Annotated in this window: 20 protein-coding genes; 4 read left to right on the top strand and 16 right to left on the bottom strand. The window is 64.4% G+C overall.

Annotated elements, in window-relative coordinates:
- Positions 1-40 precede the first annotated feature (40 nt).
- From I3J27_RS10455 to I3J27_RS10410, 10 genes are all read right to left on the bottom strand, one after another.
- The gene (locus tag I3J27_RS10455; RefSeq protein ID WP_270172680.1) at positions 41-982 is read right to left on the bottom strand and encodes a DMT family transporter; all 942 of its coding nucleotides are present in this window, start codon (positions 980-982) and stop codon (positions 41-43) included.
- A gap of 186 nt (positions 983-1,168) precedes the next feature.
- Positions 1,169-2,008 carry an aldo/keto reductase gene (locus I3J27_RS10450; RefSeq protein ID WP_270168386.1) on the bottom strand — a complete coding sequence of 280 codons (840 nt, stop codon included), beginning with the start codon at positions 2,006-2,008 and terminating at the stop codon, positions 1,169-1,171.
- Positions 2,009-2,053: 45 nt separating this feature from the next.
- On the bottom strand, positions 2,054-2,956 hold the full coding sequence (locus tag I3J27_RS10445; protein WP_270172677.1) for an SMP-30/gluconolactonase/LRE family protein: 903 nt from the start codon (positions 2,954-2,956) through the stop codon (positions 2,054-2,056).
- 231 nt (positions 2,957-3,187) lie between these two features.
- A complete protein-coding gene (locus tag I3J27_RS10440; protein ID WP_270168384.1) occupies positions 3,188-5,893 on the bottom strand; it encodes a nitrate reductase in 2,706 nt (901 codons plus the stop codon).
- A 27-nt stretch (positions 5,894-5,920) separates the two neighbouring features.
- Positions 5,921-7,138: an NAD(P)/FAD-dependent oxidoreductase gene (locus tag I3J27_RS10435; protein ID WP_270168382.1), complete on the bottom strand. Its 1,218-nt coding sequence runs from the start codon at positions 7,136-7,138 to the stop codon at positions 5,921-5,923.
- Between the two features lie 10 nt (positions 7,139-7,148).
- Positions 7,149-7,577 (bottom strand): globin family protein, encoded by a 429-nt coding sequence (locus tag I3J27_RS10430; protein ID WP_270168381.1) that lies wholly within the window; start codon positions 7,575-7,577, stop codon positions 7,149-7,151.
- A 122-nt stretch (positions 7,578-7,699) separates the two neighbouring features.
- Positions 7,700-9,079 carry an MFS transporter gene (locus I3J27_RS10425; protein WP_270168379.1) on the bottom strand — a complete coding sequence of 460 codons (1,380 nt, stop codon included), beginning with the start codon at positions 9,077-9,079 and terminating at the stop codon, positions 7,700-7,702.
- A gap of 339 nt (positions 9,080-9,418) precedes the next feature.
- Positions 9,419-10,213: an ABC transporter ATP-binding protein gene (locus I3J27_RS10420; protein WP_270168377.1), complete on the bottom strand. Its 795-nt coding sequence runs from the start codon at positions 10,211-10,213 to the stop codon at positions 9,419-9,421.
- A gap of 13 nt (positions 10,214-10,226) precedes the next feature.
- Positions 10,227-11,123, bottom strand: coding sequence for a nitrate ABC transporter permease (gene ntrB / locus I3J27_RS10415; protein ID WP_270168375.1), 897 nt, complete (start codon positions 11,121-11,123; stop codon positions 10,227-10,229).
- Positions 11,124-11,182: 59 nt separating this feature from the next.
- The gene (locus tag I3J27_RS10410) at positions 11,183-12,502 is read right to left on the bottom strand and encodes a CmpA/NrtA family ABC transporter substrate-binding protein (protein ID WP_270168373.1); all 1,320 of its coding nucleotides are present in this window, start codon (positions 12,500-12,502) and stop codon (positions 11,183-11,185) included.
- A gap of 671 nt (positions 12,503-13,173) precedes the next feature.
- Between I3J27_RS10410 and I3J27_RS10405 the strand changes: the two genes are divergently transcribed.
- Both I3J27_RS10405 and I3J27_RS10400 read left to right on the top strand, forming a co-directional pair.
- Positions 13,174-14,013 carry a formate/nitrite transporter family protein gene (locus I3J27_RS10405; RefSeq protein ID WP_270168371.1) on the top strand — a complete coding sequence of 280 codons (840 nt, stop codon included), beginning with the start codon at positions 13,174-13,176 and terminating at the stop codon, positions 14,011-14,013.
- A gap of 60 nt (positions 14,014-14,073) precedes the next feature.
- Positions 14,074-15,810 (top strand): bifunctional protein-serine/threonine kinase/phosphatase, encoded by a 1,737-nt coding sequence (locus tag I3J27_RS10400; RefSeq protein ID WP_270172675.1) that lies wholly within the window; start codon positions 14,074-14,076, stop codon positions 15,808-15,810.
- A gap of 26 nt (positions 15,811-15,836) precedes the next feature.
- Here the strand turns inward: I3J27_RS10400 and I3J27_RS10395 are convergent, their stop codons facing one another.
- Positions 15,837-16,493 (bottom strand): NAD(P)-dependent oxidoreductase, encoded by a 657-nt coding sequence (locus I3J27_RS10395; RefSeq protein ID WP_270168369.1) that lies wholly within the window; start codon positions 16,491-16,493, stop codon positions 15,837-15,839.
- Positions 16,494-16,528: 35 nt separating this feature from the next.
- Positions 16,529-17,398, bottom strand: a complete 870-nt coding sequence (locus I3J27_RS10390) for an SDR family oxidoreductase (protein WP_270168367.1) — start codon at positions 17,396-17,398, stop codon at positions 16,529-16,531.
- Between the two features lie 104 nt (positions 17,399-17,502).
- Between I3J27_RS10390 and I3J27_RS10385 the strand changes: the two genes are divergently transcribed.
- A complete protein-coding gene (locus I3J27_RS10385) occupies positions 17,503-18,396 on the top strand; it encodes a LysR family transcriptional regulator (protein WP_270168365.1) in 894 nt (297 codons plus the stop codon).
- 25 nt (positions 18,397-18,421) lie between these two features.
- Here the strand turns inward: I3J27_RS10385 and I3J27_RS10380 are convergent, their stop codons facing one another.
- On the bottom strand, positions 18,422-19,339 hold the full coding sequence (locus I3J27_RS10380; protein ID WP_270168362.1) for an intradiol ring-cleavage dioxygenase: 918 nt from the start codon (positions 19,337-19,339) through the stop codon (positions 18,422-18,424).
- Between the two features lie 158 nt (positions 19,340-19,497).
- On the opposite strand from I3J27_RS10380, the gene I3J27_RS10375 reads away from it, so the two are divergent.
- Positions 19,498-20,772, top strand: a complete 1,275-nt coding sequence (locus I3J27_RS10375; protein WP_270168360.1) for a serine hydrolase domain-containing protein — start codon at positions 19,498-19,500, stop codon at positions 20,770-20,772.
- A gap of 51 nt (positions 20,773-20,823) precedes the next feature.
- Here I3J27_RS10375 and I3J27_RS10370 read toward each other — a convergent pair whose 3' ends face one another.
- The 3 genes from I3J27_RS10370 to I3J27_RS10360 all read right to left on the bottom strand — a co-directional run bounded on the left by I3J27_RS10370 (position 20,824) and on the right by I3J27_RS10360 (position 23,736).
- The gene (locus tag I3J27_RS10370; protein ID WP_270168358.1) at positions 20,824-22,143 is read right to left on the bottom strand and encodes a TRAP transporter large permease; all 1,320 of its coding nucleotides are present in this window, start codon (positions 22,141-22,143) and stop codon (positions 20,824-20,826) included.
- Entirely contained in the window at positions 22,140-22,655 is a 516-nt protein-coding gene (locus I3J27_RS10365; protein WP_270172673.1) for a TRAP transporter small permease, read from the bottom strand. The genes I3J27_RS10370 and I3J27_RS10365 overlap by 4 nt, the downstream gene beginning before the upstream one ends.
- An 82-nt stretch (positions 22,656-22,737) precedes the next feature.
- Positions 22,738-23,736, bottom strand: coding sequence for a TRAP transporter substrate-binding protein (locus I3J27_RS10360; protein WP_270168357.1), 999 nt, complete (start codon positions 23,734-23,736; stop codon positions 22,738-22,740).
- Positions 23,737-23,786 lie beyond the last annotated feature (50 nt).

Genomic DNA, 23,786 nt, shown 5'->3' with positions numbered 1-23,786 from the left:
GGAGCCGTTGATAGCACGTAACAGGGCGCGCGAACTTGCGTCAGGGGTTCGGGGAACGCTCTTCCAGCACCAGGAGCTGGGCGCGGCGGATACGCTCGCGATGGGCGATGTAGAGGCCGCTGGCGACGATGAAGGCGGCGCCGGTCACGGTCCAGACGTCGGGCACTTCGCCGAACAGGAAGAAGCCCAAAATGCTGACCCACAGCAGCTGCGTATAGGAGAACGGCGCCAGCACCGAGGCATCGCCGTAGCGATAGGCCAGCACGATGATCCACTGGCCGACGGTGGACGCGACGCCGATCACGATGCCGAACCCGATCGCGCTCCAGCTCGGCGTCTCCCAGACGAACGGCACCATGACGCTGAGGATCGCAACGCCCGTGAGCGCCGAATACGCCATCGTGGTGAGCACCGCTTCGCGCCCGCTCATCATGCGCGTCAGGATCAGCGCCGCGGCCCAGCAGAACGCCGAGACGATCGGGAAGAAGGCCGCGGCATGAAACGCGCTCGAGCCCGGCCGCAGGATGATCAACACGCCGGTCAGGCCGATCGCTGTCGCGATCCAGCGGCGCATCCCGACCTTCTCGCTCAGGAAGACGATCGACAGCGCGGTGACGAACAGCGGCGAGACGAAGCCGGTGGCGGAGGCTTCCGCGATGGGAAGAAACCGGAGACCGGTGATGAAGAACAGCGAGGAGCCGAGCAGCGCCGCGCCGCGCATCAGTTGCAGGCCGAGGCGCTCGGTGCGCATCGCCTGCAACGGCGAGCCCGGCAGCATCACCGGCGTGAACATCAGCGCGAAGGTGACGAAGCGGATCCAGGTGATCTCGATCGACGGCAGACTGGTCGAGAGATATTTCGCGGTGACGTCCGAGCAACCGAGGAAGATCGTCGACAGCAGCACCAGCGCAATGCCCTTGAAGGGATGATCGACGCGCGCAGGCGCGCGGCGAGCCTTCTGCTTCTTCTCCGGCACGGGCATTGGAATACTGTCGAGCCTTGCGGCTGCGGCGGGCGGCGGTGTCACGGCTGGAACCTGGGAAATACGATTCGGGAACGGATGTAAAAAACGACAAATGCGCCGCTTTCACAACTTCCGAAAACAGGATGCCGATATGCGCAGACGTCCGCGCGCGTCAAGACTCCATTAATAATAGGCGCTTGTGCATTACAGCATGGGCAGGCTGCGCGGCTTCGGACCGCGCGGAAACGCCGCATCGAGCGCGGAAATCTCGTCTTTCGTCAGCGCGAGATCGCCAGCGGCCGCATTCTCGCCCGCATGTTCCGCGGACGACGCCTTCGGGATCGCGAACACCGTAGTCGCACGGGTGAGGAAGCTCAGCGCGACCTGACGCGGTGTCGCACGACGCGCGTCCGCAATGCGCGCGAGCACGGCGCCGCCCTTGCTGCGCGCATCCGGAAAATCGTCGTGCCCGAACGGCGAATAGGCGACCACCGCGACGCCGTGCTGCTCGCACCACGGAATCACCGCATGCTCGATTGCGCGCTCCTTCAGATGATAAAGCACCTGATTGCAGGCGATGTTACCCTCGCCGGCAACGTCGAGAATCTCGTCGAGATCGTCGGCGTCGAAATTGGAGACGCCCCAGGATTTGATCTTGCCCGCCGTCACCAGCTCCTCGAACGCGGCGACGGTGTCTTCCAGCGGATAGGACCCGCGCCAGTGCAGGAGATAACAATCGAGACGATCGGTCTTGAGCCGCTTCAGCGAGCGCTCGCACGCCGTGACGGTGCCGCGCCGCGAGGCGTTGCTCGGCAGCACTTTTGACACGAGAAACACCTCGTCGCGTCGTCCCGCGATCGCATCGGCAATGACGAGCTCGGCGTCGCCATACATCTCCGCGGTGTCGATGTGGGTCATGCCGAGATCGAGCCCGCGCTGAAGCGCCGCGATCGCGCGCTTGCGGTCGCCATGGTCGAGATACCAGGTGCCCTGCCCGATGACGGAGACGTTGGCGCCGGTTTTGCCGAAGGGTTTTGCGTTCATGTTCGCTCCGATGCCGCTCTTTCGCTCAGGCAACCACCATCAAGCTCAAGAGTTCAATCCGCCGATGTCCGCGACCAGCACGCTGCCGGTCGAGGACTCCGTGATATAGAGACGATCTTTCTTCGCACCACCGATGGCAACGTTGGTGCAATTCGGCCCCGCGCACGACTTGATCCGCGCGACCAACTCGCCGTTCGGCGCGAACACGAAGACATGGCCAAGCGAGGCGTGGCCGACGAACAGGCGGCCCTTGGCGTCCATGGTCATGCCGTCAGGACCGCTGGTGCCGAACAGCGAGCAGAAGCGGCCGACCTTGGACACGCTGCCATCCTTCATGAACGGCAGCCGCCACACCGCGTTGTCCCGCGTCATCGCGACGAACAGCACCGTCTCGCTGGGGTCGAGCACCAGGCCGTTCGGGCTGATGCCGGTATCGATCAGGCAATCGAGCCGACCGTTCGCTGCGAGCCGATAGACGCGGCCGCTGGGATCGTGCAGGCCGGTCTGGCCCTGATCGGTGAAATAGATGTCGCCATTGGAGGCGAGATGCAGATCGTTGCAGCCGCGAAAGGATTCCGAGTTGCGCGAAGTCAGGATCGGCTTGATGCGCCCGGCATTGGCGTCGAGCTCCATGATGCCGTGCATGTAGTCGGCCACTAGGATGCGGCCGTCCGCGGCAATCTTCAGCCCGTTCGGCCAGCCCTCGTATTCGGCGACCAATGACCACTCGCCGTCTGGCGCGATACGAAAGATGCGACCGAAGGGAATGTCGACGATGTAGAGATGGCCGTCTTTGTCGAACGACGGTCCTTCGATGAAGCTGTCGGTCGGCACACCCGGCCGGTTGGCATCGGCCCAATCCGTCCGCTCGCCCTTGCGGCGGAACTTGTCAGGCATGGCGGAGAAGATCGCGGTCTCGATCAGGCGCGGCGGCGTTTCCAGGTACATCATTGTTTTTATGGGTGTTGATTGGGGAAGCGCGGCACCATAGGGCACAATCGCCGGCACGTCGATTGGGCGCAAGGGATGGCGCTCCACCCTCACTGTCATTCCCCGCGAAAGCGGGGAATCCAGTACGCTGCAGCCTCGCCGCTTAATCACAGGTGTCTCGGCGTACTTGATCGCCCGGTCAAGCCGGGCGATGAGCGGAGTATACAGCGGCGACCGAGAACGTCGTCTCTACCCCGCCGCGCCCGCGAGCTTGGCTTGCTTCGCGGGTGCCACGTCCGTTGTCGCGATCAGGCGCTTCAGCTCCGGGATGCACGAGCCGCAATTGGTGCCGGCCTTGAGCCTGGCGCCGATCTCGGCGGCGGTGCGCGCACCGCCGGCGATGGTGTCGCAGATGGTGCCGCGGCCGACGCCGAAGCAGGCGCAGACGATGGGGCCGGTCGAGGCGGCGCCCTCAGTCGACTTGCCCGACAGCAGCATGCGGCGCTGGTCGTCGGTGACGTGGTCGGCGACGAACAGGCTCTTCACCACCTCCCAGTCGCCGGCGTCGTGCGCGGGGCCGACGAACAGGCAGGTCTCGATGCGGTCGCCGGCGAACGATGCCGCGCGATAAACGCCGCCGCCGAAATCACGATAGTCGGCAACGTCCTCACCGGCGACGCCATCGAGCCAGGCCGGCCAGCGCGACAGATCGGCGTTGTCGGCGAAGAGATAGCCGAAGCCGCCGGCGACCGTGACGCGGGTCCACAGCAGGTTCGGCGGCAGATCGAGCTGTTTGCGCGACAGCGCAAAGCCGCGGAAGACGTATTCATAAGGCGAGATCGCCGCCGGCGTGGCTTTCGATTCTGGCTGGCCAGAGAACGGGTCGGTGTAAGACTGCACGAGCGCCCCGACGCGGCCATGCGAGGCGTTCATCGCGCTCCAGTGGATCGGCGCGAACAGCGTGCCGCGCTGCTGGCGGTCGCTGACGACGACCTTGAGGATGCACTGACCGTAGTCGGTGGTGATGCGGGCATAGCCGTCATGGACGATGCCGAATTTGCTGGCGTCATCAGGATGGATCTCGACGAACGGCTCGGGCAGATGCGCGCCGAGCCGCTGGCTGAGGCCCGTGCGGGTCATGGTGTGCCACTGGTCGCGGATGCGCCCGGTGTTGAGCCGCAGCGGACGCGACGGCCCGGTTTCGCCGCGCAGCGCCGGCACCTCCGGCGCGACGAAGCGGCCCTTGCCGTCGTTGGTGAAGAAGCCGCCGGTCGCGAAGAAGCGTTCGCCCGGAGTCTGTCCTTCGCGCGCCGGCCATTGCACGGGCTTCAAGGCGTCAAAGGCGTCGTCAGACAGCGACGTCAGCGCGCCGATGTCGAAATCGCGGCTGCCATTGTTCTCGAACGCCGAGAGCGCGGCGTGCTCGCGAAAAATGTCGGCGGCGGATTTGTAGTTAAAACTGTCGCCGAAACCGAGACGCTTTGCGGTCTCGCTCAGGATCCACCAGTCGGGGCGCGCCTCGCCCGGCGCTGGCAGGAACGAGCGCTGGCGCGAGATGCGGCGCTCGGAATTGGTCACGGTGCCCGATTTCTCGCCCCAGGCCAGCGCCGGCAGCAGCACGTGCGGGCCGGCCTCGACGGTGTCGTTGGAGAGCACGTTCTCGGACACCACGAACAGCTCGAGCTTCTTCAGCGCTTCGCGCACCAAGTCCGCGTCGGGCAGCGACACCGCGGGGTTGGTGCCCATCACCCAGAGCGCCTTGACCTCGCCGCGATTGATCGCTTCGAACAACTGCACCGCCTTCAGCCCCTCATGGGTGGCGATGCGCGGCGCATTCCAAAACCGGCGCACGCGGTCGATGTCGGGCGGCGTGAAGCCCATGTGGGCGGCGAGCATATTGGCGAGGCCGCCGACCTCACGGCCGCCCATCGCGTTGGGCTGGCCGGTGAGCGAGAACGGCGAGGCGCCCGGCTTGCCGATGCGCCCGGTGGCGAGATGGCAGTTCAGGATGGCGTTGACCTTGTCGGTGCCCTGCGCCGACTGGTTGACGCCCTGCGAATAGAGCGTGACGACGCGCGGCGTCTCGCGGAACATCCTGAAGAAGATGGCGACGTCCTGCTCGGACAGGCCCGTCGCCAGCGCGGTCGCAGCGACGCTGCCGGCGATGCTGCGCGCGCGCGCCAGCGCATCGTCGAATCCCGACGTGTTGCTCGCGATGTAACCCTGGTCGAGCGCACCATTGTCGGCGAGGTGGACGAACAAGCCGGAGAACAGCGCCGTGTCCGTTCCGGGCTTCAAGCCGAGGAACAGGTCGACGTCGCTCGCGGTGTCGGTGCGGCGCGGATCGATCACGATCATCCGCGCGCCGCGGTCCTGCCGGTTCTTCAGCATCCGCTGGAACAGCACCGGATGGCACCAGGCCGCATTCGAGCCGACGAACACGAGCAGATCGGCCTGGTCGAGATCCTCATAGCAGCCCGGCACGGTGTCGGCACCGAAGGCGCGGCGATGGCCGGCGACCGAGGACGACATGCAGAGCCGCGAGTTGGTGTCGACATTGGCGGTGCCGACAAAGCCCTTCATCAGCTTGTTGGCGACGTAATAGTCCTCGGTGAGCAGCTGGCCGGAGAGATAGAACGCCACCGCGTCGGCACCGTCGCGCGCCACGATGTGCTGCATGCGATGGGCGACGTGATCCAGCGCATCGCTCCAGGCGACGCGTTCCAGCACGCCCTTGCAGCGGATCATCGGATAGAGCAGCCGGCTTTCCAGCCCGACAGTCTCGCCGAGCGCGGAGCCCTTGGAGCATAGCCGGCCGAAATTGGCGGGATGGTCGGGATCGCCCGCGATCGCCGCGCCGCCCTTGCCGTCGGGCGTTGCCAGCACGCCGCAGCCGACGCCGCAGTAGGGACATGTCGTCTTGGTGGCGCGGAGCGTGGGATCGATTGCCGTCATATCGAACTGCCTTATCAAGCTGGCTGGTCAAGCCGCCTTGGAAGGACGCGCGAGCGCGCGGCCGAACATCATGTCGGTGCGGATCGCCGCGACCTTGTCGCGATTGCGGATCAGCTCGAGATACCAGAGCGCATCGACGGTATCGCCGATCAGCACCGCGCCGGTGAGGCGGCCGTCGGCGATGACGAGCTTCTTGTAGGAGCCGCGCCTGACATCGGTGAGCACGAGGCTCTCGCTGCCCTCCCCGCCCATGAAGTCGCCGGCCGAGAATACGCTGACGCCGGACACCTTCAGATTGGTCGAGACCACGCTGCCCTGATAGGCGGCAGGACGGCCGGCGAGATGCCGCGCCAGCACCCGCGCCTGCTCATAGGCCGGCTCGACCAGGCCATAGCAGGTGCCGCGATGCTCGGCGCATTCGCCGAGTGCATAGATGTCGGGCGACGCCGTCTGCATCTCGTCGTTGACCACGATGCCGCGGTTGACCGCGATGCCGGCGTCCCTGGCGAGCGCAATGTTGGGCTTGATGCCCGCCGCGAAGATCACGGCATCGGCCGCGATGCGGCTGCCGTCGGCGAGCTCGACCGCTTCGACATGGCCCTCGCCATGGATGCGCGCCGTCGAAGCGTTGAGCAGGATGCGGATGCCCTTGCGTTCGACCAGGGTCTTGAGCAGATCGGCGGCCGGTCCATCGAGCTGCCGCTCCATCAGCCGGTCCATCAGATGTAGCAGCGTCACCGGCGCGCCGGCCTTGGCGAGGCCATAGGCCGCCTCGAGCCCAAGCAGGCCGCCGCCGACCACGACGACGCGCTTCTTCGCCGCCGCAAGGGTGAGCAGCAGATCGACGTCGCGGGTGTCGCGAAAGGTGTGGACGCCGGCAAGATCGGCGCCCGGCACGTTGAGCCGCAGCGGCGTCGAGCCGGTCGCGAGCACGAGCTTGGAATATTCCATGCTCTCCTCGCCTTCGATCTTGAGCTCGCGGCGGCCGGTGTCGATCTCGGTGACGCGATAGCCGTAGCGCACGGTGACGCCGCGATGGCGCCACCAGTCCGCCGGCCGGAGCTCGATCTCGTGCGAGCCGGTCTCGCCGGCCAGCACGGAGGAGAGCAGCACGCGGTTGTAAGCGAGCCGCGGCTCTTCGCCGATCACAGCGACCGCGTAGCGGCCGAGCGAGGTCTTGGCGAGCTCGTCGACCAGACGCGCGGCCGCCATACCGTTACCGACGATGACCAGCGGTTCACTCACGAGGCATCTCCTATTCGGCGGCCTGCGCCTGCGCGCCATAGGCCTCGGACATCATGTAGCCGGACAGCACGCCGTAGGCGTCGGTCCAGGCCGTGGCGAGTTCGGGCGTCCAGGCTTCGCCAAGGCCCTTCTCCAGGGTCCACAGCAAGGTCGCGCCGACCACGGGATAGTGCTCGGCCTTGGCGCCATAGGCGACGTGACGCTTGGCGAGCGCGGAGGCCGCAGGAAGAATCGAGTCCAGGTTCGACAGGCCGCCGACGACGGCGGCAAGCATGCCCATCAGCTTCTTGCGCTGCTCGGTCATGTCTTCGGGAAACATCGCGCGCACGGACGGCGCCACCTCGAACAGGCGATCGTAGAACAGCACGGCGGCCTGCGCGGAAATCGGCGCGACCTTGGCGAAGCTCTGCTGGATGAGGGTGATCTGTTCTGGCGTCATGATGTTCTCCTGTCTGTTTCGGTCTGCCTTCGTCCGCGCCGTTGCGGAAAAAGTTCATGGGTCAAACGTCATCAGAGAGACTTCTCCCCGCGTACGGGGAGAAGCGAGATTCGTACCAAGTATTAGACCCTTGCTTCGGCAAGGCTTCCTGCGCCTTCGCCCTGCGGGCTGCGACGCAGGTAGAACCACCAGGTCAGTCCGAGGCAGGAGGCGTAGAAGGCGAGATAGATCGCGAGCGCGAGCTGCGGTCCTCCCGTCAGCGCGATGGACTTGCCGAAACCGGTCGGGATCAGATAGCCGCCGACGGCGCCGATGGCACCGATAAAGCCGACCGCGGCGCCGCTCTCGATGCTCGCCGTCTTCAAGGCGACCGCGCGCTCCGCATCACCCTTGCCGCGCACCCTGAACAGGTTCTGCTCGCGGAAGATCGACGGGATCATGCGGTAGGTCGAGCCGTTGCCGATGCCCGTCGTCACGAACAGGATCAGGAACATCGACAGGAAGCCGATGAAATCCTTCTGCCCGACAAAGTAGAGCACGCCGACCGTGGCACCCGCCATCGGGATGAAATTCCAGAACGTGATGATGGAGCCGCCGATCCTGTCGGCAAGCCAGCCGCCGAGCGGCCGCGACAGCGAGCCGACCAGCGGCCCCAGGAACGCGATCGCGATCGTGATTTGCGGGAATTGGGTCTTGATCAGCAGCGGAAACGCAGCCGAATAGCCGATGAAGGACCCGAACGTGCCGATATAGAGATAGGCCATGATCCAGGTGTGCTTGCGCTTGACGATCGCGAGCTGGTTCTTCACCGACGATTTCGCCGTGGTGAGGTTGTTCATGAAGAACACCGCGCCGAACACCGCGATCGCGATCGGCAGCACCCACATCAGGCCGGCATTCTGGAGGAAGATGCCGTCGACGGGGCTCGCCTGGAACAGGTTGATGACGGCGAGCGTCATCAGGATCGGGGTCAGCAGTTGCACGCTGGAGACGCCGATATTGCCGCCGGCTGCATTCAGCCCCAGCGCCCATCCCTTCATCCGGTCAGGAAAGAAGAAGGAGATGTTGGTCATGCTCGATGCAAAATTGCCGCCGCCGAGACCGGCGGTCGAGGCGATCAGCAGCATCAGCCAGAACGGCGTGTCGGGCTGGCTCACGAAGCAGGCGAGCGAGAGCGTCGGAATGAACAGGATCGCCGCACTGAAGATGGTCCAGTTGCGGCCGCCGAAGGTCGTCACCGCGAAGGTGTAGGGAAAGCGCATCAACGCGCCGATCAGCCCGGGCACCGCGACGAGCTGGAACAGCTGGTCGGTGGTGTAGTGGAAGCCCGCCTGCGGCAGCTTGGTGGTGACGATGCTCCAGATCAGCCAGACCGAGAAGCCGATATGCTCGGCCACGATCGACCAGATCAGGTTGCGTCGCGCGATAGTCTTGCCAGTCGCATTCCAGAACGCCTCATCTTCGGGGCGCCAGTCTGAAATCCAGGTTGGATTCTTCGTCATTGAGTATCCCTTCTAGGCTCACCGCTGCGTCGTTGCAGGCTCTGCCTCCGGCCACGGAGGCACGCTCCGAGGCTTCACCCCGGTGGCGAGATCACGATGCTGATGGATGATGTTGAGGGACGTCGTCGTTGGCGTCGCGCAAAGGCACTTCAATTTCCGTGCCAGTTGCGCGCACGCTGGAAATACAGAGATTTCAGGATGTTATTCGCATCGCCCGAATTTCTTGCAGGGCTTTTCCGCACGCTAAATTTGCGATTCGCTCAATCCTTGTGCGGCGCACAAGGATTGAGCGGGATGTCGATTAATTAGGCGCGCGCCTCTTTCGCGTTAACCGTTCGTTTACGCGGCCTCGACGAAGCGATGCCGCTCATAGAGGAATTCGAGCACGCGCTGACGGCACTTCAGATAGGTCGCGTTGGTGGCGAGATCGAGCCGCTTGCGCGGGCGCGCCAGCGGCACCTCGAGCACCTCGCCGATGCGCGCGGACGGACCGTTCGTCATCATCACGATGCGGTCGGACAGCAGCACGGCCTCGTCGACGTCGTGGGTGATCATCAGAATGGTGTTGCCGAGCTTCTGATGCAGCGCCATCACCGAGTCCTGCAAATGGGCGCGGGTCAGCGCGTCGAGCGCGCCGAACGGCTCGTCGAGCAGCAGCACCTTCGGCTCCATCGCCAGCGCCCGCGCAATGCCGACGCGCTGCTTCATGCCGCCGGAGATTTCGGACGGGCGCTTGTCCCTGGCATGGGCCATCTGCACGAGGTTGAGATTGTGCATCACCCAGGCATCGCGCTCGGCACGGGATTTGGTCCTGGCAAAGACCTTGTCGACGCCGAGCTTGACGTTCTCGTAGACGGTCAGCCACGGCAGCAGGCTGTGGTTCTGGAACACCACGGCGCGATCGGGGCCGGGCGAGTTGACCTCGCGGTTCTCCAGCAGCACGCCGCCGGTCGTGGCCGTGGTCAATCCTGCGATGATGTTGAGCAGGGTCGACTTGCCGCAGCCGGAATGGCCGATGATCGAGACGTATTCGCCCTTCTCGATCGTCAGGTTGATGTCCTTGAGCACCTCCGTCGAGGCGGCGCCGCGCGTAAAGATCTTGTCGATGTGGTCGAGCTTCAGATAGGCGGTCATGTGCTCTTCTCCCTCAGTTCTGCGCCGTGCCGCGGGTGACGATCTTGCCGAGGCCCGCGATCAGGCGGTCGAGCACGAAGCCGACGATGCCGACATAGAACAGTGCCAGGATGATCTCGCTGATATGCGACGAGTTCCAGGCGTCCCAGATGAAGAAGCCGATGCCGACGCCGCCGATCAGCATTTCGGCCGCGATGATGGCGAGCCAGGACAGGCCGATACCGATGCGAAGACCCGTGAAAATGTACGGCGCCGCCGCCGGGATCATGATCTTGGCGAAGAATTCGAGCGGGTTGAGCTGCACCACCGCGGCGACGTTGCGGTAGTCCTGCGGGATGTTGCGGATGCCGACCGCGGTGTTGATGATGATCGGCCAGATCGAGGTGATGAAGATGACGAAGATCGCCGAGGGCTGGCCGTCGCGGAACGCGGCGAGCGACAGCGGCAGCCAGGCCAGCGGCGGAATGGTGCGCAGCACCTGGAACAGCGGATCGAGCCCCCGCATGGCCCAGACCGACTGCCCCACCAGGACGCCGAGGCCGATGCCGGCGATCGCGGACAGCGAATAGCCGAAGGCGACGCGCTGGAGACTGGCGGACAGATGCCAGAACAGGCCCTTGTCGATGCCGCCATGATCGAAGAACGGATCGAGGATCAGCTCCTTGGTATCCTTGAACACTTTCGACGGCGGCGGCAGCGCCGAGCCGGCGCGGCGGCAGACCAGCTCCCATATCAGCGTCAATAGCGCGATCACGACCAACGGCGGGATGACGCGCACGGCAGTCTCCCGCGCCATGCGCGCGTAGGTCTCGCTGCGCGGCGGGCGTTTTGGTGTCATTGCGACGACCGGTGCGGCAACGGCCGCAGGCGTCGCGGTCTCAACCTCGATCTTGGTGGCAGTCATGTTCATCGTGATCTCTCCGGCTTCGCGAGGACGATGCGGCCGCCCGAGGGCGGCCGCTGGCTCCATCAGACTTCGACGCGCTTGATCGCGAGCGATTTCAGATAGGCCGCCGGATTTTCGGGATCGAACACCTTGCCGTCGAAGAAGGTCTCCTTGCCGCGCGAGGTGGAGGTCGGGATCTCGGAAGCCGCCACGCCGAGCGTCTTGGCCGCATCGCGCCACATGTCCTCGCGATTGACCTTGGCGATCAGCGCCTTGGTGTCGAAATTCGCCTCGTACTTGCCCCAGCGAATATCCTCCGTGAGGAACCAGAGATCGTGGCTCTGGAACGGATAGGAAGCGAAGTCGCGCCAGTACTTCATGATGTGCGGCGAGTTCTCGACCACCTTGCCGGGGATGCCGTAGTCGAACTTGCCCGAGGTGCGGTCGAGCACGTCGTCGACCGGGCAGTTCATCCACTGCCGCTTGCCCATGATGGCGGCGAGCTCGGCCTTGTTCTCGGCCTTGTCGGACCATTGCTGGGCCTCCATCACCGCCATCAGCAGCGCCTTGGCCGCCTTTGGATATTTGTCGACGAAGGCCGCGCGCATGCCGAACGACTTCTCCGGATGCTTGTTCCAGAGCTCGCCGGTCGTGACCGCGGTGTAGCCGATGTTCTGGTGGATCAGTTGCAGGTTCCAGGGCTCGCCGACGCAGAAGCAGTCCATGGTGCCGACCTTCATGTTGGCCACCATCTGCGGCGGCGGCACCACAATGGTCTCGATGTCCTTGTCGGGATCGATGCCGCCGGCGGCGAGCCAGTAGCGGAGCCAGAGGTCGTGGGTGCCGCCGGGGAAGGTCATGGCGGCCTTCACGGCCTTGCCGGAGGCCTTCTTCTTCTCCAGCGCCGCCTTGAAAGCCGAAGCATCGACGCCGAGCTTGAGGTCGGCGTATTCATTGGCGACGGAGATGCACTGGCTGTCGAGATTGAGCCGCGCCAGGATGTACATCGGCGTCGGCTGGTTGTTCTGCGTCACCTTGCCGGCGGAGATGAGGTAAGGCATCGGGGTCAGGATGTGCGCGCCGTCGATGCCGTTGCCTTCCGAGCCGAGCACGAGGTTGTCGCGCGTGGTGCCCCAGGAGGCCTGCTTCTGCACGTCGGTGTCGGGCACGCCGTATTTGGCGAACAGACCCTTGTCCTTGGCGACGAAGAGCGGGCCGGCATCGGAGAGTGCGATGAAGCCGAGCTTGGCGCCCTTGACCTCGGGGCCTGAATCCTGCGCGAAGGCGCCGGCAGGGAAATTGAGCTTGGCGGCGGCAAGAAGTGCGGCGGTAGAGCCTGCCGCCTTCAACAAGTGGCGGCGGCTGAGCCCATTGTCCGGGGGCCGGCGGGTGCGCTTGGTCATGTGTCGTCCTTTGCGTCGTTGCAGAATTGAGTGGCGTCAGTGCACACGAGCAGCCCGTCCGTCCGGCGGCGCCGTCATTGGCGCATGCGAACGCACGACGGGGAGACCCCCGTCTGGTGGCGTCAGCAAATTCGGATGAGAAGTCTCGCGGGACGGCTTCAATGGCGTCGACATGGAACTATTCAAGCTTCGTGCCAAGCCCGACGGACTGAAAACGAACTAATAATCAACATGTTATGGAGATTGCGGCAGGCTGCCGCAGGAGCGCTGCGCACCTGAAATTTGCGACCTGCCCAATCCTTGTGCGGCGCACAAACCTTGGGCAACAGATCAAGCAAGAGGTCGACAATTGCCACGAAGGCAGAGCGGGCAGAGACCCATCCCGTTGATATTACTTCATCTTTCTAACCCAGCCGGCCGGCACGCAACTTGCATTTCCATAACAGTCAACGAAGACTGCGGCTTGCCGCATAGTTGCGGCCTCTGGCGGCTGCATCCGGAAGCTCAACTGCTTCGCGGCCCTCCCCGGCTCAATCCTCGTGACGCGAATCTCAAGGCTTCCAACTTTCCATAGCCCTCGTGCGGCCGGCCAGCCCGCACGGCCAACGACGTTCAGCCGCGCTCTCCCAGAGGGTGTGTCGATCTCACTTACGAAGCAAAAGGAACCATTGATGTCGTATCTCGCGCCTTCGGAATTCGTCACCAAGATGGTGGATGCGGGCGAGTCCAAGATCTTCATGTCCACCCGGGATACCATCATCCGGGCCTACATGGCCGGCGCCATCCTGGCGCTGGCAGCCTGGTTCGCCGTGACGATCAACGTCAACACCGGCCAGCCGCTGATCGGCGCGCTGCTGTTCCCGGTCGGCTTCGTCATGCTCTATCTGCTTGGCTTCGATCTTCTGACCGGCGTGTTCGTGCTCTCGCCGCTCGCCCTGATCGACAAGCGGCCGGGCGTCACCTTTGGCGGCGTGCTGCGCAACTGGGGCCTCGTCTTCGTCGGCAATTTCGCCGGCGCTTTCACCGTCGCCTTCATGATGGCTTTCGTCACGACGTTCGGCTTCACTCAGGACCCCGATAAGGTCGGCGCCGCCATCGGCAATATCGGCGAAGGCCGAACGCTCGGCTATGCCGCGCACGGTGCAGCCGGCATGGCGACGCTGTTCCTGCGCGGCATGCTCTGCAACTGGATGGTCTCGACCGGCGTCGTCGGCGCCATGATCTCGACCTCGGTCCCGGGCAAGGTCATCGCGATGTGGATGCCGATCCTGGTGTTCTTCTACATGGTGTTCGAACACTCGGTGGTGAACATGTTCCTGTTCCCGTCGGGCCTGATGCTGCACGCAAAGTTCTCGATCATGGACTATCTGATCTGGAACGAGATCCCGACCGTGCTCGGCAACCTCGTCGGCGGCCTTGCCTTCACTGGCATGACCCTCTACGCCACGCACGTCATGACCCTGCCGAAGCGCCAGGCCGACAAGGCTGCCAAGCCCCGCGTCGTTGCCTGATCGAATACGTCTCGACAGGGGAGCTTCGCCCGAGCAGGGTGAGGCTCCCCTCTCCTGGTGATGACGATGACCCGCGGACTCCTGATCTCGGTCGGCCAGCACTCCGACAAGGGCCGCAAGCCCGTCAACCAGGATTTTCACGGCGTCCTCGTTCCGGAAGAGCCGCTGCTCAGCCTGAAGGGGATTGCGGCCGTTCTCGCCGACGGCATCTCCTCCAGCACGGTGAGCCAGATCGCCAGCGAGTCGGCGGTCAAGAGCTTCCTGATGGACTATTACTGCACGTCGGAATCCTGGACGGTGAAGACCTCCGCCCGCCGCGTGCTGAATGCCACCAATTCCTGGCTGCACGCGCAGACGCGCAAGAGCCAATACGCCTATGACCGCGACAAGGGCTATGTCTGCACCCTCAGTGCCATGGTCATCAAGGCGACCACCGCGCACATCTTCCATGTCGGCGACTGTCGCGTCTACCGCGTCGCCGGCAAGGCGCTCGAGCAGCTCACCGACGATCACCGCATCATCGTGTCGTCGGAACAGACCTATCTCGGCCGCGCGCTCGGCATCAATCCGCAGCTCGAGATCGACTACCAGAATTTCGAGATCGAGGCCGGCGACACCTTCCTGCTCGCAACCGACGGCGCCTACGAATTCGTCGACGCGCGTTTCATCACCGGCGTGCTCAGCGAGCATGCAGGCGAGCTCGACGGGGCCGCGAAGGCGATCGTCGAGGAAGCCTACCGGCGCGGCAGCGACGACAACATCACCGTGCAGATCCTGCGCATCGATGCGGTGCCGCAGCGCGAACCGGCCGGCATCTTCAATCAGACCTCCGAGCTGCCGCTGCCTCCGCTGCCGGAGCCGCGGACGATGTTCGACGGCTACCGGATCGTCAGGGAGATCCACGGCAGCAGCCGCAGTCATATCTACCTTGCCGTCGATGCCGAGACCGAGGAGCCGGTCGCGCTCAAGCTGCCGTCGATCGATCTGCGCGACAACGCCGCTTATCTCAAGCGCTTCCTGATGGAGGAATGGATCGCGCGGCGGATCGACAGCCCGCACGTGCTGAAGCCGCTGTCAAAGTCCAGGCGGCGCAGCTACCTCTACGTCGCGACCGAATTCGTCGAAGGGCAAACCCTGCGGCAGTGGATGATCGACAATCCGCGCCCCGATCTCGAAACCGTCCGTGGCCTCATCGAGCAGATCGCCGCGGGCCTGCGCGCCTTCCACCGCATGGAGATGCTGCATCAGGACCTCAGGCCCGACAACATCCTGATCGACAAGACGGGCACTGCGAAGATCATCGATTTCGGGTCGGTCAGGGTCGCGGGCGTCGCGGAGGCCGCGCCGCAGGACGAGGGCGACGAAATCCTGGGAACGGTCCAGTATACGGCGCCGGAGTATTTTCTTGGGCAGGGCGGCACGCCGCGCTCCGACATGTTTTCGCTCGCCGTGATCTGCTACCAGATGCTCACCGGAAAACTGCCCTATGGCACGCAGGTCGCCCGGATCCGGCGAAAGTCGGATGTCCGCAGGCTCAAATACCGCCCGGCTGACGACGATCGCAATGTGCCCGCCTGGGTCGATGGCGCACTCAGGCGCGCGCTCCATCCGGATCCCTACAAACGGCACGAAGACCTGTCCGAATTCGTGTTCGAGCTGCGCTCGCCCAATCCGGCCTATCTCGACACGCGGATCACGCCCCTCCTGGAGCGCAGCCCGTTGATGTTCTGGAAGCTGACCTCGGCGGCGCTCGCCTGCGCCGTCGTCGTGCTGCTGGCGCTGCTGCACGCCCGCTGATCGGGAGCGTCGCGCGGGCCCGGCGGTCACCACGTGATCAGCGGAGAGCGATGCAGCCACGCATCGGCGCGCACCTGGTCCAGGACAAATCTCGCAACGTCCTCCCGCGATATGGATCCGCCATGGAAGTCGGACAGATCGGTGAGCGCTCTGACGGCGCTGTTGCCGGACTTGTTATTCAGGATGGAAGGCCGAACGAGAACCCAATCGAGCCCGCTGTCTCTGACGATCGCCTCCTGCCGGTTCTTGTCGACATACACCTTGCGCAAAAGCAGCGGGAAGATCAGCTTGTCGAACAGAAAGCCGCCGTGTCCCGCACTGTCGCCGGCGCCGATGCCCGTGATGCAGATCAGACGCGAGACCTGCTCGGCCTTCATCGCGTTCACGAGCGAACGCGTCGCGGTCGACAAGAGCGTCACTTCGCGAAACGGACTCGCTGGCGTGCCGAGTGCGCTGACGACCGCGTCGCGGCCTTTGAGCGCCTCGCGCAGGGCGGACTCGTCGCGGGCATCGCCGACGACGAGGTTCGCCCCCTTCAGATCACCCGCCTTCTCGGCGGACCGCACGAGCACAGTGACGTCGTAGCCTCGTGCGGCGGCCTGGCTGACGATCAGGCGACCGGTGGCTCCTGTCGCACCAAGGACCAGGAGCTTCGGCGGATCAGGGGCAGTCGAATAGGTCATGACGGAATTCCTTATTGCCGGATTGTGGATTGTGATCAGGCCGAAGCCGCGATCCCGGAAACGAAGTCGCGATAGGTGCGCAGCGGACGGCCCAGGAGCGCGGTCAGACGCTCGACGTCGCCGGCCTCCGGGATCATTCCCTCGGTGAGGAAGCGCTCGCTCATCAGCCGCATGTCGAAGGCCATCCAGCTCGGCATGAACTGCCTGAGGTTCTTCTCGAAGCCGGCGGTATCGTCGCCGGGATAGGCGATCGTGCGACCGAGCACGTCGGACCAGATTGCGGCGGCTTTCGCGCCGGTCAGCGTTTCGGGACCGACGAGATTGATGCGTGCGAGCGGAAGCGGCGCTGCGGCCCGCTCGCGGCGGATGAGCTCGATGGCCGCGATCTCGCCGATATCGCGTGCGTCGATCATGGCTAGGCCCTTGCTGCCGATCGGCATCGGGTAGACGCCGTAGCCGGTCACCACGTCCTTGATCGTGAGATCATTGTTCATGAAGTAGGCGGGACGCAGGATGGTGGCGTTGAAGCCCATCTGCTCGATCATCCGCTCGACGCCAAACTTGCCCGCGAAGTGCGGCACATTCACATAGCGATCGCTGTGGATCACCGAGAGGTAGACGACCCGCTCGACGCCCGCCTCGCGGGCCAGATTGAGCGCGATCAGCGCCTGCGTGAATTCATCCGGGACGACGGCGTTGAGCAGGAACAGGGTCGAGACTCCACGAAAGGCGCCGCGGAGCGCGTCGACGTCGAGCAGGTCGCCCTGCACGACGGTGACCTCAGCCGGGAGGTTGGCCTTGGCAGGATCGCGGACGAGCGCGCGCACATCGGCGCCGCGCTTGACGAGCTGTTCAACGACGTTGCGGCCGATGGTGCCGGTGGCACCGGTAACGAGGATGGTCATGGGGATCACTCCAGGTTGGGGTCAGAAGACACCCCGGAAATTAATGATCCACATACGAGCCGATAGACGGTATATTTGGACAGACCGTCTCATTGGTGGAACAGATGGATTTGCTTGCCCTCGCCGACTTCAACCTCGTCGCCCGCCACGGAGGGTTCGGAAAGGCCGCCCGCGCAACGGGACGTCCCAAGGCGACCTTGTCCCGGCGCGTGTCCGAGCTCGAGAGCAGCCTCGATTTGCGTCTCTTCGAGCGCGGCGGACGCACGCTCAAGCTCACCCAGGAAGGACGAACACTCTACGAGCGGACGGGAGCACTCCTCACCGAGCTCGACGAGACGGCGGCAGCGATCGCCTCGGGCGGCGACAAGCCAAAAGGCAGGTTGCGGATCAGCGCTCCAATGCTCTTTTCGCAAACTGCGATGGGCCGGCTTGCGGCCGGCTTCGCGCTCAGGCATCCGCAAGTCCGGCTCGAGGTCACGACGGACGATCGCTACGTCGACATGATCGAGGAGGGTTTTGACCTCGTGATCCGGGTCAATCCCGATCCGGATGAAAGCCTTGTCGGGCGCATCTTTTTGCGTGACCGGCTGGTGGTCGCGGCCAGCCCCGCACTGAAACGACCGAAGGGCCACCTCGCCGTTCCGGCCGTCGTGCGCGGAACGGGCGACGAGGCTGCAGCCTGGGACATCAGGCGACCAAGCGGCACATCGCGTATCGCGGTCGATCCGGTGCTTCGTCTGTCATCGCTCATGATGGTTCGCGACGCGGTTCGAGCCGGCGTCGGCGCTGCACGGCTGCCTCTGTCGCTCGTCAGTCACGATCTGGCCGCCGGTGCGCTGGTACGCTGGGGCGATGTCGAGGGATCCGACATCGCACTATGGACGCTCTACCCATCGCGGCGATTGCTGAGTGCGCGCGTGTCCGCCTTTCTCGATTATCTGAAGGAAGCCTTCCCGAAGGGAACGCCCGACGAGCTCGCGGCCTACATCGCGGGATGACCGTACATCCCGAGATAACGAGCCCTCACGCCGGCTCCACGGCTTTCACCCCCAGCGGCTTCGGCGCCATGCCGCCGCCCGGCTTGAGGTGGAATTCATAGGTCATCAGGTGCCACTGCCCGCTCGCCTTGCTGCCGTCGGGCATCTCGGGATCATTGCGCGGCACGACCTTGGCGACGAGGTCGTCCTTGACCCCGAACACCACGTCGGAATCGAGATATTTGTCGCCGTCCATGAAGACGTGGGTGATCAGCGGCTCGTAGCCCTTGGCATTGACCAGGAAGTGCACATGAGCCGGACGCATCGGATGGCGCCCGGTCTGCACGATCATCTCGCCGACCGGACCATCGGTCGGGATCGGGTAGCTGCATGGCAGGATGGTGCGGAAGAAGAAGCGGCCATCGCTGTCCGTGATGAAACGCGCCCGCGCCGAGGCGCCGACCTCGTCGTAGTTCGGCTTCTGGGAATCGTAGAAGCCGTCGTCGTCGGCATGCCAGACGTCGACGGGGACATTCGCGAGCGGCTTGCCGTTGAGATCGGTGACGCGGCTCTGCACGAACATCCGCTCGCCGGTCTGGTTGTTCGGCGAGATATCGGTGCCGTGCGCGGTCACCTTGTGCTCGCCGACATAGAACGGGCCGAGCACGGTGGTCTGGGTGGCGCCCTCGCGGTCGCGATGATTGACCGCGTCGACCAGCATTGAGACGCCGAGCACGTCGGACAGGAGGATGAACTCCTGGCGCGTATCGGTGCATTTGTGGCCGGTGCGGGTCAGGAAATCGATGGCATATTCCCACTCCGGGAAGGTCAGACCGGTCCTGCTCACGTAATCGTGCAGCGACTTCACCAATTCCTGGAGCAGGAACTTTGCACGCGGGTTCGGTGCCTGGTCAAAGCTCTTGACGACGGCTTCGGTGAGTTCGGTTTCGTTGAACTGGGTCATGGCGTTTGCCCTCAATTTTTCTCGTTGGCCCCAGGGCGCTCCTTGGAGGCGTTCCAGGGAGCCTACACCAGCCGGCCTATCGGCGTTAAGCGCGACCGGCTTGGAATGAGGCCGTCATTTCGGCTATCAACGCCTGACAAAACTGCCCGGAGGAACTGATGCTCGCCCCCACCCCCGCCTCGCCCGAATCCGTCGGCATGTCCAAGGCCGCGCTCGACCGCGTCGATGCCCATCTGAAGAACCGGTACATCGATGCCGGCCGGTTCCCGGGCACGCAGCTCCTGGTCTACCGCCGCGGCAAGATCGCCCACAGCTCGGTGCAGGGCTTTGCCGATATCGAGCGCAAGGTGCCGGTCAAGGACGACACCATCTACCGCATCTATTCGATGACCAAGCCGCTCACCAGCGTCGCCTTCATGATGCTGGTCGAGGAAGGTCTCGTCGCGATCGACGAGCCCGTCGCCAAATACATTCCGGAGTGGAAGGATCTCGGCGTGTTCGTCGCCGGCACCTATCCCGCATTCCTGACCCGGCCGCCGTCCCGGCCGATGCTGATCGTCGACCTCTTACGCCACACCGCCGGCCTCACCTACGGCTTCCAGCAGCGCTCCAATGTCGATGCCGCCTATCGCGCGGACAAGATCGGCGAAGTCGAGAAATCGGGCACGCTCCAGACCATGATCGAGGCGCTGGCAAAGATCCCGCTGGAATTCTCGCCGGGCGAAGCCTGGAATTATTCGGTGGCAACCGACGTGCTCGGCTACCTCGTCGGCAAGATCTCGGGGATGCCGTTCGAGCAATTCTTGAAGCAGCGCGTTCTCGATCCGCTCGGCATGACCGACACCGACTTCCACGTGCCGGCCTCGAAGGCACACCGCTTCGCCGCCTGCTATTCCGCCGATCCCGGCGGCGGCATGACCTTCCATGCCGGCCAGCGCCGCGAAGGCCTGACGCTCCAGGACGATCCGGCAACGAGCTCGTTCCTCACCCCGCCCTCCTTCATCTCCGGCGGCGGCGGGCTGTGCTCGACGATGGCCGACTATCTCACCTTCTGCCGCGCGCTGCTCAACGGCGGCGAGCTCGGCGGCGTCAGGCTGATCGGGCCGAAGACGCTGGCGCTGATGACGAGCAACCACATTCCGGGCGGACGTTCGCTTCCGGAGGTGTCGCGCTCGCTGTTCTCCGAAGCCACCTACAACGGCATCGGCTTCGGCCTCGGCTTCGCGGTGACCATGCGCCCGGCGGAGACGCTGATCGCCGGCAGCCCCGGCGAATATAATTGGGGCGGCGCCGCCACGACCTCGTTCTGGATCGATCCGGCCGAGGAGCTGATCACCATCTTCATGACGCAGGTGCTGCCGTCGAGCGCCTATCCGCTCCGCCGCGAGCTGCGCAGCATGGTCTACGCCGCGATCGCCGAGAGCAATCTCTGAACAATCGAACCGATTCCGCGGTCATCGGCCGCGGAATCGATACCAGATGCCTTATTTGAGCATCTCCGGCACGATCAGACGCGGCAAGAACAGCGACACGCTGGGCCAGACGATGACCGCCGCCAGCACGAGCAGCATCGGAATCAGCATGATCACCGTGTCCTTCAGGGCATAACGCAGCCGCACGCCGGCAATCGAGCAGGCGATCATCAGGCATAAGCCGTAGGGTGGCGTCACCAGCCCGAACGCCAGCGAGACGATCGAGATGATCGCAAACTGCACCGGATGGAGATCGACGGACTTGGCCAGCGGCTCCAGCACGGTGCCGACGATGATGATCGCCGGGATGGCGTCGAGAAAGCAGCCCACCACCAGAAAGCAGAACGAAATGAAGAAGCCGGCCGCGACGGCGCCCATGCCCCATGTCGAGACGTTGGCCAGCAGCTCCTGCGGAATCTTGTAGTAGGCCAGCAGCCAGCCGAACGCGCTTGCGGTGCCGACGCAGAACAGCGCCACGCCGGCGAGACGCCCGGTGTCGAGCAGGGCCTTGTACAATTCGCGTAGACCCGTCTCACGGTAGAAGAACGCCGAGAGCGCGACGGAATAGAGCACTGCCACGCAGGCGGATTCGGTCGCGGTGAACCACCCGAGCAGAATGCCGCCAACGATGATGAACGGCGTCATCAGCGCCGGTATCGACCGCCAGATGGCGCATCGCATCTCGATCCAGGACGCTTTCGGATAGGTCGGGTAGCCGCGGCGCACCGCATAGATGTGCACCGTCGCCATCTGCGCGCCCGCGATCAGCAGGCCCGGCACGATGCCGGCCAGATACATCGCGGCGATCGAGGTCGAGATCAGCCCGCCCCACACGATCATCAGGATCGACGGCGGGATGACGACGGCAAGCACCGCAGAAACCGCGGTGATGGCGATGGAGAACGAGAGGTCGTAGCCCTCCTTGGTCTGCGCATCGATGAAGATCTTGGACTGGCTCGCCGCATCGGCGGTGGAGGAGCCCGAGATGCCCGCAAAGAACACCGACAGCACGACGTTGATCTGCGCCAGCGATCCAGGCCAGTGCCCGACCATCGAGCGCGACAACGCCACCAGCCGGTCGGTGATGCCGCCGATGCTCATCAGATTGGCGGTGAGCAGGAAGAACGGCACCGCCAGCAGGATGAATGAATTGTAGGCATTGAAGGTTTCCTGCGCGAGCATCATCAGCGACAGGCGCGGCTCGATCAGCAGGATCGGCACACAGGCAAGGCCGAGCGCGAAGGCGACCGGGACGCGGACGACCAGCAGGCCGACGAAAACCCCGAACAGCACCATCGCGGCCTGTCCGGCAGAGAGTACATTGCCGCTCATCGCCCCGCCCCAACCAGAACGCGCATTTCATCGATGATCTGTTCACCCGCGAAGACGATCCACGTGACGCCTGTCACCGGCCAGGCGACGTGGATCAGCCAAAGCGGCAGATCGGCCAACTCAGACGTTCTGTTCCAGGCAAAGCGGGTGAACTCGAGACCGGCCGAGACGAACACCAGCGCCAGCGCCAGCACGCCGAGACGTGCGAGGATCCGTACCGCCGCCTCCGGCCGTCGCGACATCTCAGGCCACACATCAACCTCGAAATGCTGCGCTTCGCGCACGCCGACCATGGCACCGATCATGATCGTCCAGATGAACAGGAAGCGGGCCATTTCCTCCGTCCAGATGTAGGACGGGATGAAGGGTGTGTAGCGTGAGATGATTTGCAGCGTGACCGGAATGACGAGGATGCCGACGCAGGCGGCCAGCAGGAATTCCAGCAGTTTCGCATAGGCCGCCGTGACGCGACGCCACAGCGACGGTGTGGACGGGACAGGCATTTCAGACATGGAGGCTCCGTGCGGCACTCATCCGCCATGTCCGGGCAAGAAGCGGGGCTTGCCCGGAATGTTGTCGGCGGACAGAACGACCTCAGACGACGTTGATCTTCTCGAAGATGCCTTCCGCGCCGATCTCCTTGGCGTAGGTGGCCATCACGGGGTCGGCGAGCTTCTTCATCGCGTCCCGCTCTTCGAATGGGACCCGTTTGAGCTTGCCGGCCTTCTCGAGCGCGTCGAGCTTGACAACCTCCTCGCTCGACTCCAGTTGTCGGCCGTAGTCGCCCGCTTCCTTGCCGGCCTTCATGATCGCGTCCTGCAAATCCTTGGGCAAGGTCTTCAGCGTCTTCACCGAGAAGCAGATCGGCCGGATCGACACCGCGTGCTGGGTCAGGCTGAGATGCGGGGCGACCTCGTAGAACTTCATCGCCTCGACGCCGGCCGCCTCGTTCTCGCCGGCCGCTATCACGCCGTTCTGGATCGCGTTGTAGATTTCGTTATAGGCGATCACCGTCGGGCTCATGCCGACCGCCGCAAAGGTCTTCGACCAGATCGGCGCGCCCTGCACGCGCACCTTGAGGCCCTTGAGATCGGCGAGATTCTTGAGCGGCTTGTTGGCGAAAATGTTGCGGATACCGCCGCCGGAATAACCGATCAGAACGACCTCGGCCTTGGCCGCGACCTCGTCGGCGATCGGCGCCAGGATATTGGCTTCGACGACCTTGTTCATGTGCTCGATGCCCTTGAAGACGAAGGGCGCATCGATGAACGGGGCCGCCTTGGCGAAGGTCGACATGTGGGCCGGCGAGACGATGCCGTAGTCGACCGCCTTGCCCTGCGACATGTACTCGAAATACTGCTTCTCGAGGCCGAGCGAGGAGTTCTTGTGCAGCGTGAAGTTGACGGGCTTGCCGTAATACTTCTTGACCAGCTCCTCGAACCGGATCAGCGCCCGGTTGAAGGCGTGGTCGTCGTTGAACTGAACCGCGCCGTTCAGCGTGATCGGCGCTTGCGCCCTGAGAATCGACGGCATGCCGATCGCAGCCGCCGCAGTGGTCGCACCGATACCAGCGAGAAATGACCTTCGCTTCATCGTCTCCCCTCCCTTTGATGCTCCGGCCCTGTCGCCGGGCCGTGAGCGCG

This window comes from Bradyrhizobium xenonodulans, from assembly GCF_027594865.1.
In the GTDB taxonomy this organism is placed as follows: domain Bacteria; phylum Pseudomonadota; class Alphaproteobacteria; order Rhizobiales; family Xanthobacteraceae; genus Bradyrhizobium; species Bradyrhizobium xenonodulans.
Note: the sequence above shows the minus strand (reverse complement) of the source record. Positions and strands in the feature narration are given on the sequence as shown.